This window comes from Microbulbifer maximicatervae (SeqCode) (genome assembly GCF_052468095.1).
Window position 1 is genome coordinate 838,860 of the sequence record NZ_CP174332.1, and the last position, 14,069, is coordinate 852,928.

At 45.8% G+C, this 14,069-nt stretch carries 13 protein-coding genes; 10 read left to right on the forward strand and 3 right to left on the reverse strand.

The annotated features are described in order from the left end of the window. Positions 1-12: 12 nt before the first annotated feature. Positions 13-1,632, reverse strand: coding sequence for an FAD-dependent oxidoreductase (locus ACJJIL_RS03605; protein WP_445361215.1), 1,620 nt, complete (start codon positions 1,630-1,632; stop codon positions 13-15). A gap of 94 nt (positions 1,633-1,726) precedes the next feature. After that, positions 1,727-2,383, reverse strand: a complete 657-nt coding sequence (can, locus tag ACJJIL_RS03610) for a carbonate dehydratase (RefSeq protein ID WP_445361216.1) — start codon at positions 2,381-2,383, stop codon at positions 1,727-1,729. A gap of 136 nt (positions 2,384-2,519) precedes the next feature. Here can and ACJJIL_RS03615 point away from each other — a divergent pair, with 136 nt between their 5' ends. The 7 genes from ACJJIL_RS03615 to ACJJIL_RS03645 all read left to right on the forward strand — a co-directional run bounded on the left by ACJJIL_RS03615 (position 2,520) and on the right by ACJJIL_RS03645 (position 10,146). Then, entirely contained in the window at positions 2,520-2,723 is a 204-nt protein-coding gene (locus ACJJIL_RS03615) for a hypothetical protein (protein WP_413663128.1), read from the forward strand. Positions 2,724-2,859: 136 nt separating this feature from the next. Next, a complete protein-coding gene (locus ACJJIL_RS03620; protein ID WP_444940893.1) occupies positions 2,860-3,369 on the forward strand; it encodes a GNAT family N-acetyltransferase in 510 nt (169 codons plus the stop codon). 1,152 nt (positions 3,370-4,521) lie between these two features. Next, on the forward strand, positions 4,522-5,244 hold the full coding sequence (locus ACJJIL_RS03625; RefSeq protein WP_413663126.1) for a hypothetical protein: 723 nt from the start codon (positions 4,522-4,524) through the stop codon (positions 5,242-5,244). A gap of 236 nt (positions 5,245-5,480) precedes the next feature. Further along, entirely contained in the window at positions 5,481-6,593 is a 1,113-nt protein-coding gene (locus ACJJIL_RS03630) for a phospholipase A (RefSeq protein WP_445361217.1), read from the forward strand. A gap of 80 nt (positions 6,594-6,673) precedes the next feature. Continuing rightward, positions 6,674-7,078, forward strand: a complete 405-nt coding sequence (locus tag ACJJIL_RS03635) for an NUDIX hydrolase (RefSeq protein WP_445361218.1) — start codon at positions 6,674-6,676, stop codon at positions 7,076-7,078. Between the two features lie 247 nt (positions 7,079-7,325). After that, the gene (locus ACJJIL_RS03640) at positions 7,326-9,374 is read left to right on the forward strand and encodes an aminotransferase class I/II-fold pyridoxal phosphate-dependent enzyme (protein WP_445361219.1); all 2,049 of its coding nucleotides are present in this window, start codon (positions 7,326-7,328) and stop codon (positions 9,372-9,374) included. A gap of 31 nt (positions 9,375-9,405) precedes the next feature. Further along, positions 9,406-10,146 (forward strand): SDR family NAD(P)-dependent oxidoreductase, encoded by a 741-nt coding sequence (locus ACJJIL_RS03645; RefSeq protein ID WP_444915672.1) that lies wholly within the window; start codon positions 9,406-9,408, stop codon positions 10,144-10,146. A 42-nt stretch (positions 10,147-10,188) separates the two neighbouring features. Here the strand turns inward: ACJJIL_RS03645 and ACJJIL_RS03650 are convergent, their stop codons facing one another. Further along, the gene (locus tag ACJJIL_RS03650) at positions 10,189-11,847 is read right to left on the reverse strand and encodes an acyl-CoA dehydrogenase family protein (RefSeq protein WP_444915673.1); all 1,659 of its coding nucleotides are present in this window, start codon (positions 11,845-11,847) and stop codon (positions 10,189-10,191) included. Positions 11,848-12,537: 690 nt separating this feature from the next. Here ACJJIL_RS03650 and ACJJIL_RS03655 point away from each other — a divergent pair. Genes ACJJIL_RS03655 through ACJJIL_RS03665 form a run of 3 tightly spaced genes read left to right on the forward strand, consistent with a single transcriptional unit; the run spans position 12,538 to position 14,055 of the window. Further along, a complete protein-coding gene (locus ACJJIL_RS03655; protein WP_413663120.1) occupies positions 12,538-13,221 on the forward strand; it encodes a helix-turn-helix transcriptional regulator in 684 nt (227 codons plus the stop codon). A gap of 4 nt (positions 13,222-13,225) precedes the next feature. Beyond that, a complete protein-coding gene (locus tag ACJJIL_RS03660) occupies positions 13,226-13,654 on the forward strand; it encodes a CsgE family curli-type amyloid fiber assembly protein (protein WP_444934026.1) in 429 nt (142 codons plus the stop codon). After that, positions 13,654-14,055, forward strand: coding sequence for a curli assembly protein CsgF (locus ACJJIL_RS03665; protein ID WP_413663118.1), 402 nt, complete (start codon positions 13,654-13,656; stop codon positions 14,053-14,055). Before ACJJIL_RS03660 ends, ACJJIL_RS03665 begins: the two co-directional genes overlap by 1 nt. Positions 14,056-14,069: the final 14 nt, after the last annotated feature.

Genomic DNA, 14,069 nt, shown 5'->3' on the forward strand with positions numbered 1-14,069 from the left:
AAATAAGTATGATTAACAGTCATTTTTTGACTGGTCGTTCATAATTGGCTGGCACTCTTGGCTGAGCCTTTCCCGGAGGGCGATCGTACTACCGGTAAGAGCAAAACCGAGTAAATTGCCCTTTTCGTCGCGAAATTCGGCGCAAACCCCTGAATCTTCTTTGTTGATTTGCCAAGTCCCCTTGGTATCAGGGCTTGGTGGGCAAACGGTAGTTGGGTGCAGGGTTGTCTTTACGGCCACAGGAATAACGCCAAAGCAAACGGGAGTCAGATTTCCTGACAGAGTTTGTGCCAGACTCTTCGCACAGCTGATTAGGGGGGCGACAAAGAGTAACTGATGGCCGTCTATTTCTGCGCAATCCCCCAGGGCGTAGATATCGAGATCGCTTGTTTGCAGATATCGATCTACAGCAATACCTCTTTGCACGGCTATACCGGCCATGGAGGCTAAGCCGGTGTTAGCCTCAAGTCCAAGTGCGGCGAGAACGACATCCGCTTCTATTTGCTCTCCATTACTCAGCTGGGCCCGGAAACCGGTGCTCAATTTCTCGATACACTTTAATGATGAGCCCCCATGGAAGCGAACGCCATAGTCTTCCAGGGCTCTCTGCAGATCGCGTCCGGCGACTTTCGGCAGCAGTGTCGCCAGTGGCCATTGCTCCATGTCAACCAGATCCACTGCGAAGCCGGTCTGTACCAGATCGTTGGCAAATTCACAGCCAATCAAACCAGCGCCCAGGAGTAGTATGCGCTTGCGCCCCACCACGGCAGTGCGAAAACGGTGGTAGTCTCTGAGATTATTTATGCGAAAGATATGTGATTGGGCATCCCCCTCATAGTGGGGAAGTTTGCGGCACTTGGCCCCGGTTGCCAGAACTAGCTTTCCATAGGGAATCTTGGATACATGCTCTGCACCATCCTGCTGAATCGTCAGAGTTTTGTTTTGGCGATCTATATGTATTACCCGCGTGTGAACCAGAATTTGTGCATTGAGTTCGCTAGCCATATCTTCGGCACTGGAAGTGCTGAGTTGCTGTGCAGTCTTGCCGTGAGAGAAAGAGGCTGACAGCAAAGGCTTGGAGTAAAAAGCTCCATCATCGGCGGTGATTAACAGGAGAGGAGACTGGGGGGTAAGCTTGCGAAACTCTCGCGCCAGATTATACCCGGCCAGCCCTGTGCCAATAATAACTAAAAGTGCTGAGGTTGTAGTGGTTGTTTTTTGGTTGGCTGAAGGGGACGGGGCGATGGGGGCTTGGCCTACAAGAACCATATCAAATTCTTGTTTACTAACGCCGCATTGAGGGCAATTCCATTCGTCGGGAATATCCTCCCACCGAGTACCAGGAGCAATGCCATCTTGTGGACATCCCTCGGCCTCATTGTATGTCCAGCCACATACCATGCACTCCCAGATCCGGAAGCCATCATTGCTAGCTAAGCTGGCTTGAGTGGTATCGGCGCCAATCTCCAGCATGGAGAAATCTTGTTTGGCTGCACCACACTCCGGGCAGTACCAGTCTTCAGCTATATCTTCCCAGCGAGTACCGGGAAGAATTCCATCCTCGGGCCAACCTTTGGACTCATCGTATATCCAGCCGCAGTTCTGGCACTGCCACTTTCTGTATGCCGACATGTTTCTCCACCAAGCAGGGTCGAGCCCGATAAATAAATACCGGGGCTTTCCCATTTATAGTGGTAAAAACGAAAGGAGTTGTGGTTGGGCGGTATTATTCCGTGCTGCGCTGGGCGATTTTGCTGAGAGCACTTTGATAAATATCAGCAATTTCCCCCGGGTGCTTGATTGAAATACCCAAATCGTGCACCAGGCCATCCTTGAGTCCATATACCCACCCATTGACGGTCAGTTCCTGGCCCCTACGCCAGGCATCGCGGACAATGGTGGTCTGGCAAACGTGTATTACCTGTTCCAGAATATTGAGTTCGCACAGTAAGTCTGTGCGTTGCTGTTGCTGGAAAAGATCTATCAAGGTGTGATGCTTATCCCTGACATCCTGAATGTGTCTCAGCCAGTTATCGATCAGGCCAAGCTGCTCGTTATTAAGTGCAGCCTGGACACCGCCGCAGCCGTAATGACCACAGACAATAATATGTTTTACTTTTAGGATTTCTACAGCGTACTGCAGTACTGAAAGGCAGTTCAGGTCTGAGTGGACTACTACATTGGCAACATTTCTGTGGACAAAAAGCTCCCCGGGTAATAGGCCGACAATTTCATTCGCGGGAACGCGACTATCAGCGCAGCCAATCCAGAGGTATTCAGGGCTCTGCTGCTCAGACAGTTTAAGGAAAAAGTCAGGCTTATCTTCGCGAGTTGCCTCTGACCAATGTTGGTTGTTCTCTATTAAATGATTAAGCGGGTGCAATGAATCTATCCTGATGTGACCGTTTGGACAATTAGTCAGCAGGATAGCGACTTTGTTCGTGCGCGCCAAGTGTATCTGGTCTAATCTAAAAAGATGACTATTGCCTAAAACCTGGTCTAAAAAGGAATCTAAGATCATGGGAAGAAAGAAAAGCGCCATTCCCAGAAGGCGGCAGAGGGTTTCCAGGCACTCGAATTCAGTGGGGCGGCATCGCTTGAGAGTGCGTCAATTGCTTGCAAGACGGACGCGTTTGCGTAGCTATTTACAGCATTTCCCAATGGATGAAAAAGCCAATATCGAGGCGGTACCGGAAAAGAAGGGTGCTGAAGTTACGGAGTAAATCCGATATTGTACCCTCTGTTGTCCACGCTGTATCAGAGATCTATAAGTGTGGTGGATAAGTTGGCTGTATAAGTGGTTAATAAATTACATTCAATAAAACCGTTGAGCTAATGGAAAAGTAAAAAGAGAATCATATGGTGTTGTCAGGTTGTAATGTAGATATTGATTTAAAAATTAGCTTGGCGAATTATGATGACTTGCATGATGCAAAAAGCATAATTGCTTTAATGGAAGAGTATGCACTTCATCCATTTGGTGGTGGTGAAGCTCTTTCTGATCATTGTCGAACAGGGTTGGTGTCGGCACTAAGTGAATTTCCTGGAGCTTTTAGTATTTTAGCATACCGAGATAGTAGAGCTGTTGGTCTTATTAATTGCTTTACTGGTTTTTCCACTTTTTTATGTAAGCCTCTTATTAATATTCACGATGTTGTTGTTAGTGAATCTGCACGAGGTTTGGGCGTTTGTACGGCTATGCTGGGTTTTCTTGAGAAAGAAGCAAAAGATAGGGGATGTTGTAAGTTGACCTTGGAAGTTCTACAAAAAAATTACACTGCGCAGGCTGCTTACCGTAAGACTGGTTTTAAACCGTACGCCATGGATGAGGAGTTCGGTCAAGCCGAATTTTGGCAGCGATATCTTTAATGTTTACCTTTTCAAATTTGTAGTCTTTGTATGGAGCTATCTTCCGATAAGCCGTGGCTGTGATCTGAAAGCTACGGCTGGCAAATACTGTTAGATATTTTATTGGTAGCTCCTGAAGTGCGTTGTACCCCAATTATTAGTTCCATTGATTGAGCCTGTAACCCTGAGACTTTACTGATTGATAATATTAAAAATAATGTCCATACAAACGGTGGTAGCAGTAGATACGCAGAAGCTTTTTGGAAGGGAATGTTTCTTGGGGTTTTGGGTGTTTTAAGAGTCCTAAATACCAATATCATATTTCTTGACTTCGGTGACGCTAGTGCGTGAAAGCTGGTAGGAGAAAGCGATATTTATAGGGATCTAATGGTTGTATTCCAGCAACATCATGGATACCTAAAGATATTGTCTCCGTAGCTCTTATAAGAGAATTAGTAGTTGAATTAGCGATCCTCTATTCAAACAAATTTCTGACATGCTGTTGCGTCGAATTTTACTCGCGATGAAAGCCATTCACTTTGCTGTACCAGCAAGTTACTGGTTTCGATGAGTGATATGGATAATGATAAAATTTGAGAGTTTTCTCTTTGGTCATGCTCAAGAATTAAAGGCTACCAAATATATTTGGCTCATTCCCCCGGAAATCCTGTGCTGCCAGCTGGAACTTTGTGCTTATGTGACGTGGGAAAAATTATTTGATGTTTATTGCGCCAGCTTGACGTTATTCCGCTTAAATAGCTTAAGTTTCTTTTGGGTGAATGAGAATAAAAGAAGAGGCTGTAAGTACTTTTGTAGATATAGGTTTTCCAATGATTGATAGTTGGTTCTAGGTCAGGAGTTACCTGGAATTTTGACGAGCCTAATTTCTGGATACCTTAAATGAATCTCACTAGTGCTTTATATAAAACGTTCACTCTATTGGTGCATCCGGCTGGAAAATTCTTCAACTACTTCAGGTTAAGTCATTCACTTTGGGGGTATTTCAGCTGTTTCATAGTGTTCTCCTATTTTTAAATCCTTGCGTTAGTCACTGTCTCCATAGTGTTTGGCTAAAGGAGGCGTAAAAAACGAGGTTAGCCTCCCTCCATGTGCAATACTTTTTGGGTACTGGACCGCCGGTCTGATGTACAGCGAGCAAGGAGGGAACCTGCGATGCGTTTAAATTCAACTTTGGCTCAGGGTCGCTATCACTACAGTTGTGATGGCAGGGAAATGCCTGTGCAAGATAGTTGGCAGTTAGGGAATGATGAGCAGGGGCGACGCTCGCTTGTCAGTCGGCGCTTAGTCGGGGACCAGGGGTTTGGTATCGAAGTATTTGCTCTTTTGGAGGGGGGGCTAGTGAGTGAGTGTGTTGTGCATTGGCGAGATGAAGTTGATGAGGTGAGCGCCCACTACAAGTTAATTCCAGAAGAGGGAAAGAGTCCTGCGATAGGTGATGATATTCAAGCCAGCTGGACAGGCCCCAATGGCCCTCAGCAACTCAATATCGAAGGGGAAGAGCGGCTATTGTTTCCACTGATGCGGGTTTTTATGGGGCCTGTTTTGTCGAGGTTGGTACAACATGAAAATGGCCTGGAAGTTGTATCCCCTGATATCGTCGATCCATCTCAGCGGGGTAAGTTGCTCTCTCCTAGGGTGAGCCATCGCACGGCAAGATCAATGGCGGGGGATGTTTCGAGCCAGAAGGCTCAGGAACTGGGTTCTGATATTATTGCTTACATTTACCAGGGTGATGAAGCTGAAAGAGATGCCCATTGCTATGTTGATAGTCGGAGCCTGTTGGTGGGGTATGATTGGCCATCTAGTACTGGTCGCCTGTGGCAGGTTCGGCTGAGGGACTTGGAGTGGTCGTCGAGCTTAAAAGGACTACTTTAGTCCAGCTTGAGGAAACTTTATAACCACTATTGGTCACACAAATAGTCTTAAATGAAGATTGCTGTTTCTATACCTGTTATTATTTAGTTTTTTGTTCTATCTAAGCTGAAATAAGGGCTTCTCTAGCCTGATTGGCTGTCTTGTCACGATAATCGCAAAATTATGTAGTGGGACTTGTAATCCTCTCCAGTGTAAGCTTGCATCACGATTGCAATAAATGACTGGGGGAAAGCGTTTTGTCCTACTATCGAAGAAGGGTTTTTGCCGGGCTCACATTACTTTCTTCTGTTGGGTTAGTTGCACAGTTGCCAACAGCTTTAGCTGAAGAGGCGCCAGAATCAACTTTTTCAATGGATGCGGGAGAAAACCTGCAGACCCACCATAAGCGCTGCTTGAACGAGCAAATTCTTATTTCGGATGCCGATGTCACGATAAGGGAAATCCGACGTATCTGCGCTGAAAGAGTTAGAGCTGAACTGACTCTTGAAGAGGATCCGGTGATAGCGGACTTTATTGTCGACGAGTATGAGGAAGACCTTCCGACAGATGAAATATTGTTAGGGGGCAGAGCTCAGGCTATCAGGGATGCGGCCAATAACCCTTTCACTTTAGCTTCCCATAAAACTAACTACGTGCTGCCAATGGTCTACAACCCAGCCCCTGAAGAGGGAGGGGTGGCAGATATTGAAGGACCAGATAAAGCTGAGGATTTGGATAACGTCGAAGTACAGTTCCAGCTCTCTGTGCAAGTGCCTATTTGGCGCGGTTTTTTGGGGCAGGCTTCTGTACTGAGTGTCGCCTATACAAATCGCAGCTTTTGGCAGGCATACAACTCCGATGACTCCGCTCCCTTCCGTGAGACAAACCACGAGCCGGAATTGATTCTGAGTTGGCTCAATGACTGGAGCCTATTTGGTTGGAATAATGTAGCTAATCAGGTGGCGATTAACCACCAGTCAAATGGGCGCAGTGAACCCTATTCCCGTAGCTGGAATAGAATATATGCGAATTTCATTTTTGAGCGGGATAATTATTCAATCAGCCTAAAGCCCTGGTACAGGGTTCCTGAAGATAAGGATGATGATGATAATCCGGATATTGAGCACTACCTGGGGCATTTTGAGCTAGGTGGGCGATACCGCGATGGAGATCACACGGTTTCACTGATGTTACGTAACAATTTGCGCTCAGATAATCGTGGTGCAGTGGAGCTGACCTGGGGCTTCCCTCTCGGGAAACGCGTCGATGGATATATCCGCTATTTCAATGGTTACGGCGAGAGCCTCCTTGATTATGATGAATCAGTGCAAACTTTAGGATTTGGATTTGTATTAGCCCAGGGGTTTTAACCTTAACGACGAGGGCGTACTCGCAATGAATAGGCTCTCGTTTTTCCCTTCTTAACCTCACTTGTTATCAGGGTTTGTTCATGGCCTTTGATGAAAGTTACCGCTTGAGTGCCCATGCGGTAATCACGAATACTGGCGGAGAAGTACTGCAGCTGAAAGCGACTTATGCTGAGCGTAGCTGGGGCTTGCCAGGCGGAGCATTAGACCCGGGTGAAACTGCCCATGAGGCATTGGTGCGGGAGTGCCATGAGGAACTTGGACGAGAAGTTCGAATAGAGTATCTCAGTGGCATCTATTACCACAACGCTTTCAATTCACATGTTTTTATTTTTCGAGCCCATTTCATTAAAGAGGGTGACTATATTCTCTCTGATGAACATTCCCAATGGGCTTACTTTCCGCTTCACCAATTATCCCAGGTACAACGTCACAGGGTCGAGGATTGCCTCACGTTTAATGGTATTGTGCGTAGCGCAAAGTTCTAACTTTATTATCTTCCTTGGCAATAGATCTGGTATGCCTGGGTACATTTGGCGAAAATCGCCAAATGCAATGTAGTCGCAGAATTCCCCTTCCTCCTACATTAGTATTTGCCCCCTGGTGTTTATTGCCCTGGAATTCCAGAGCCACCGCAACTCGCGGGGGCCTTATAAAAGTTAATAAAATCAAATAGTTGAATAATTGATACAGCAAGTTGTACTCACCTGCAAGCTATGCTGATGGATAAGAATTATGGGTTTGGAATTGAAGATGCCTGAGTTGGGCAACCTAAACGAAAACAGCCTTGAATTAGAGTGCCGGGTCGCTCTGGTCAGTTCTGATAGCAAATTGGCCAATGAGTGGATTACCGCTCTCAATAATACGGCAGCAGTACACGACAATCCTTTTGGTCTTCATTTTGAAGCCGTAATGCCCGCAGATGCTGAGAGGTTGGCAAAAGAAGAGGATTCCCTGCAAGCGGTCATTGTCGATGGTGGCAGTGATGGGCAGAGGCTGGATGCTGCAGATGAACTCGCTGACCGAATTCACGCTTTGCGTTCCCAGCTTAACATCTTCCTCGTAGCCCACAGTGGTTTTGCTGGAACAACTTCCAAGCCGGGCAAATCCGGTTCAAAATCCCTGTCAAATTTGCGTCGCCGCTTCGATGAGTTGTTCGACCGCCGTGAGGGCAATTTCAACCATATGTTCCGCTTGGTGCAGGCGTTTATTGCTCGAAGAGCTTCGACTCCTTTTGCCGACACTCTGAAAGAATACGTATTCTCAGCTCGGGATGCGTGGCATACACCCGGCCATTCTGGTGGTGACAGTCTGCGCAATAGTCCCTGGGTGGGGGATTTTTATCGCTTTATGGGTGAACATATCTTCAATACAGACTTGTCTGTATCTGTTCAAGTTTTAGATAGTTTACTCGAGCCCCACTCGGTTATTCAGGAGGCGCAGGATCTAGCGGCTCAGGCTTTTGGAGCTCGCCATACCTTTTTCCTGACCAACGGCACCTCTACCGCGAATAAAGTGGTTATTCAGCAAATTCTTGGTGGTGGCGGAAAAATTATCGTTGACCAAGCGTGTCACAAATCAGTTCACCATGCGATTGTGATGAATCGCTGTGAGCCGGTTTACCTGAAGTCTGTACTGCATCCAGAATTTGGAATTTACGGGCCGGTAAAGCGTTCGGATATTGAAGCTGCCCTGGATGAGCACAGTGATGCGCGCCTATTGGTAATTACCTCCTGCACCTATGATGGATTACGTTACGACCTTAAGCCAATTATCGACTACGCCCATGAGCGTGGAGTGAAAGTGCTGGTGGATGAAGCCTGGTTTGCCCACGGTTTCTTCCATCCCGAGTTGCGGCCTACAGCACTGGAGTGTGGGGCAGATTATGTGACCCAAAGCACCCACAAAATGCTGTCGGCCTTTTCCCAGGCCAGTATGATCCACGTGCAAGATCCGGACTTTGATGAATTCCGTTTTCGTGAAAACCTGAATATGCACGCCTCTACCAGTCCTCAGTATGCAATGATTGCGAGCCTAGATGTGGCGCGTAAACAAATGGCGATGGAGGGATATGGTCGTTTGAAGCAATGTCTAAAGATGGTGGAAATTTTACGTAATGCCGTTAATGAGACAGGTGTGTTCCGCGCGCTAACACGTGATGACTTAATTGCTGACCCACTTGCCAGTGATAACATTCGCCTTGATCCCACCAAGGTGACTATTGATATTTCCAAGAGTGGTTACTCTGGCAATGAAATGCAGATTAAATTGTTTGATCAGTATGGCATCCAGGTGGAAAAGACCACCTACAATACCATTACTGTACTTGTAACCCTCGGTAGTACAGAGAGCAAATTACTTCGCTTGATTCATGCTCTTAAGCAATTGGCAGGAAATACTCACAAGCGTATTCATATCGGGTCGCCGAGGCGTTTGCCAGAATTTACCCGTTTTACATGTCTACCGGCAGATGCTTATTTTTCGGAAGCAGAAGAATTGCCGCTGATGGATAATGGCACAGAAGCTATTGAGAACCTGGTTGGTCGGACCAGTGCAGATGAAATTGTTCCCTATCCGCCAGGTATTCCGGTCCTTGTGCCGGGACAGGAAATTTCAGCCCAGATAGTGCAGTTTTTACAGCAGCTACTTCAGGGGCAGAATACGACAGAAATTCACGGTCTTATTTTCCGCTCTGATGAGCCGATGCTAAGGGTCGTTAAGGAAGCCTCCAAGGGCAAAGCTGAGGAAGTGCAGTCTTCTGGAGAGAAAAAGAAAGGAAAATAGTAAAACTCCATGATCCGGCATGGAGGCCGGTATGCTCGAAAGTCCACAATCTGTGTTGATAGCCGGTGCTTCCGGTGGCATAGCGCAGGCTATTGGCGCCGAAATTATTCGGCGCTATCCTCAAGTTACATTATTGACCTTGAGTCGAATCACAGTTGATATGATTCCTGGCCATGTCGGTGAGCGACACCATTTATCCGTTTGTTTAGAGCAAGCCGAGTCCATCGATATTGTTGAAAATTTTTTGGCCGAACACTCTGAGCCACCAGGTTGGGTAATCAACTGCTGTGGCATTTTACATGATGAGTTCCACGGACCGGAGAAGTCCCTATCGCAATGTGATGATCACTGGTTATTGCAGTCGATTCAGGTCAACGTACTTTCCCATTTACATTTAGCGCGCGCACTGGATGGATTCTTGAAGCGCAGACGCCCTTTGTTGTGGGCATCGCTTTCGGCAAAGGTGGGAAGTATCACGGATAACCAGCTCGGTGGCTGGTACAGCTACCGGTGTAGTAAGGCCGCATTAAATATGCTGGTTAAGAATCTGTCTATTGAGTGGGCGCGGAAACTGGAGGAAAGTTGTGTGGTAGCGATTCACCCAGGTACGACAGATACTTCACTATCCAAACCTTTTCAGTCTAATTTGCCCCCAGATAAACTCTACACCCCTGAATTAAGCGCGAATCGTATTGTAGATGTCTTGAGCCAACTGGCATCGGCAGACACCGGAAAATTACTGTCATGGGATGGAAGTTTTATACCCTGGTAGCGATCAGCGTGAAATAGGCGCGATAGTAGCTGTTATTGTATCTTAAGTTATAAGAGGGTTTCCCCGCTCCAGAATAGTGGCGATATCAATCCCAGTGGGTAGGCTTCCAGTATTGTGTGTGCCGTTAATCCCTATTCTTGATTTGATAAAGGCGTCAGTTACACAAGGGTTACTCCCCTGTAGCAGAAGGTGCGCCTGCATGGTCAGGGCCATTTGGTCAATAATATGACGGGCACGGTATTCAAATTGATTTAGGTCGGAAAGATCGTTTCTTAACTTGTCGACTGCCGTATCAAATTGTGTGCTTATGCCTCGGCTAATGTTTAATTCATCAAACCAGTGGCTAATTACTGCAGGGGTTTTAGTGATGGCACGTAACACGTCCATCGCTTGAATATTCCCTGAGCCTTCCCAGATTGCATTTATCGGAGCATCTCGGTACAGCCGTGCCGTAATAAAGTTTTCAATAGCTCCATTGCCTCCCAGGCACTCCATAGCCTCATAGGCGTGATGGGGACTGCGTTTGCATATCCAGTATTTTCCCACCGCGGCCCCGAGTCTGAGTAGCATCTTTTCGTGTTCGCTGGCCTCTTGATCCATTGCTCTGGCTATGCGCATGGTAAAGGCAATTGAGCCTTCCACCTCCAATTGCAGGTCGGCAAGCACATTTTGCATCAGTGGCTGATCAATCAGCTTTTTGCCAAATGCTTTGCGCTCACTAGCGTTGTATATTGCCTGGATAACAGCTTGCCGCTGCCCTGCAGATGAACCCATCATGCAATCAAACCGTGTAATCGCTACCATCTTGATGATGGCGCTGACTCCACGCCCTTCCTCGCCGATTAGCCAGCCCAATGCGCCGCGTATCTCAACTTCTGAAGATGCATTGGAAACATTGCCACACTTTGTCTTCAGGCGTTGAATCTCCAGCTGGTTCTTCGATCCATCCGGCCTCCATCTTGGAACCAAGAAGCAGGATAAGCCGCCGGGCGCCTGGGCAAGAATTAAAAAGGCATCGCACATAGGGGCGGACATAAACCATTTGTGCCCTAATAATTCATAGGTTCCATCGGCGAGGGGAATTGCAGCGGTGGTATTTGCCCTGACATCTGAGCCCCCTTGTTTTTCGGTCATGCCCATACCGATCGTCAATGAATTTTTCTCAAAATATGGGCGATTACTTCCATCGTAAGTGCGGCTGGTTATTTTGGGTATCCATTCGATGGCGATTTCAGAGTTTAGCTCGATAGTGGGCACTGAGGCGAAGGTCATAGTGATAGGACACCCGTGACCGGCTTCAAGCTGAGTGTGCAAGTAATTTTTTGCAGCTCTGGCCACGTGGGCACCTGCGCGTGGGTTGGTCCAGGGAGAGCTGTGTAAACCTTCTGAAAGTGCTAGCTGCATTAGCTGGTGATAAGAGGGGTGGTATCGAACCAAATCAATGCGGTGGCCGGAACGATCGTGACTTTCGAAGATAGGTTTAAATTCATTAGCGGCATAACCCCGCTCAATCATTTCTGGCCTGCCACACACCTCCCCATACCGCTCCAGGTCATCTTCAGCCCAATGGGCCCCATTAATATGTACGGCTTCCTTTAACGCTTGATCAGCAATATAGAGGTTATGACCAGAAAGCGGGCTGGGCTGGTTGGCAACCTGATAATTGATTTTGCAATCTGATGTGTGGATCTCACTGTTCATAACTTCACCCTGGAGGATGTAGATTTCTATTTGATACTGCAATTTAACTTGTACGGTTTTGCCAATTCCCCTAGGGGAATAGTTCAGGCATAGCCGAATATGAGCATAAAACAAGCTTTTCCTGATTACTATTTAAGCTGTTTAATTTTAAGTCGTGATTTTGCCGTTTTTATTTGCAGGGCCTGATCCTATGAATTCTCAGGTGATTTTACTCGATCAAATATGGCTTAAAAGTAATGAGGTGAAATTTATATTTTATTGCTATCGAATACCGTTTTGTCAGTCTGTCTCTGATGAGGCTCGAATCATCTTGTGTTTGTCGTCTTATTGTTGGTAGCAATTTTTTTTATCTTAAATTATTCAAAATAAATTTATTAATAATGTGGACCAGTACAAAAAAAATGATATTTATAGGGTTCTATTGCCGATAGAAAATCTATACCAAAGCATGTTGATTTTTCTTTTTAGTTTACTGATCCATGATACCTTTGTATTACAAAATGGTATTAGAGAACCAAGTTGGCACACTTAAGATTGAATTTTTGATATCTAGATCACTACCGGTTGCAGTTAATGAGTTGATCGAATAGATTTAGCTCACAGCGTAAGATGAGCGCGGAAAATTGATAAAAAATAGTTAGGCTGGTAACAGGCTGAAACATAAAAGGACTGCACATTGGGGGAACCCAGATGAATTTGCATAAGGATTATGCACCACTAAAGGTTGTTAGCCCTAAGTCAGAAAAAACAGGGATTACAGTTGCCTTTTTAACCGCATGCGTCAATCTTCAATCCTCAATATTTGCCGGGCGAATTGAAGATGAATTTAAGACTACCTGCGCTATCCTTCAGCGCTCGACACTTTCATCCCTAAGTGGTATTAAGGCCGAATACCTTCTTCTTGATTGTGCCGATGTATCCTCTTCAGATCTCGAGAATCTTTTGAGGGAGATACACTCCCTGCCCACACCTCCCAACATAGTATTGATCAATGTCGATCAGAAGGCCGATATTGATTTTGTTCTGCATTGGGAAAAAGTTCTGGGGTTAATACCCTCCGAATGCGAAGCAAAAGTCATTATGGAGAGGTTGGGTAGGATATTCTCGGGAGAATACTGGTTTCCAAGGGATGTTCTCCATAATTTTCTCAGGCAACACAGAAAGCCTAAAAAGTGGTGCGATAAGGCTTCAAACCTCACGCAGCGAGAACGGCAAATTTTACAGTTGATCTGTGACTGTAATACCAATGCAAATATAGCCGAAACATTATGTGTTAGCGAGCATACCGTTAAAAGTCATTTGTATAAAATCTATAGAAAAATAGGCTGTAAGAACCGGTTAGAAGCAAGTAGTTGGGCCAGTCAAAACTTGTAATATTATGAAATCAATATTTTTGTGCGCAACTGTGTTAACAGTTGCGCTTTCGTGTATCGTTCACAAAAGTCACGCTCAAGAAACAAGTGATCAAAGCTCTGAGGAATCCCTGCTTACTGGATTGGTAATTGATAATACGGTAAGCGGTATAGGTCATGAGTTCGCTAGATCGCTATCAATTTATATAACAACTAATTTGACAGGATTCGACTACAACCTGACCGTGCATGAAAGGCCTTCGGCAAGGTGGGGCAGTGTTGTTTGGGTAACCTTTGATAGCAAGCAAGTCTTTAAAACTGTCATTTATCCTGGGCGGAGAAAGTTCGGTGCAATTGTCGAGCAGGCTGCTTCGCAAATAAATAATAATGTGCGGCAGCAACGGTTGCAGGATCTTTTATCTCAAAATGTTGATTTGGCGGGGGATGAAATATAATGAAATTTTTATTCACAACGGCTTTTTTATTGTTTTCTGGCTCGGTGTTTGCAACAGAACTGGTGTACACGCCTGTGAATCCATCGTTTGGGGGCAATCCTCTTAATGGTAATTATTTACTGAATAATGCTAGTGCACAGAACAGTAAAAAAGATCCTGATGCTAAGGATTCGCCGTACTCTGACTCTTCTTCCCTGGATAGATTTACTGACACGTTAGAATCCCGTTTGCTCTCACAGCTACTAACAGATGTGGGAAATGGTAATGACGGCACTTTGGTAACTGATGACTATATCGTAAATATTGTTGATATTGATGGTGAATTGACGATCACCATTACCGATGCTGTTACGGGTGAGATATCTGAAATTGTAGTTGTAGGTCTTAATCCAAGCAACTAATAAAATTATATTTG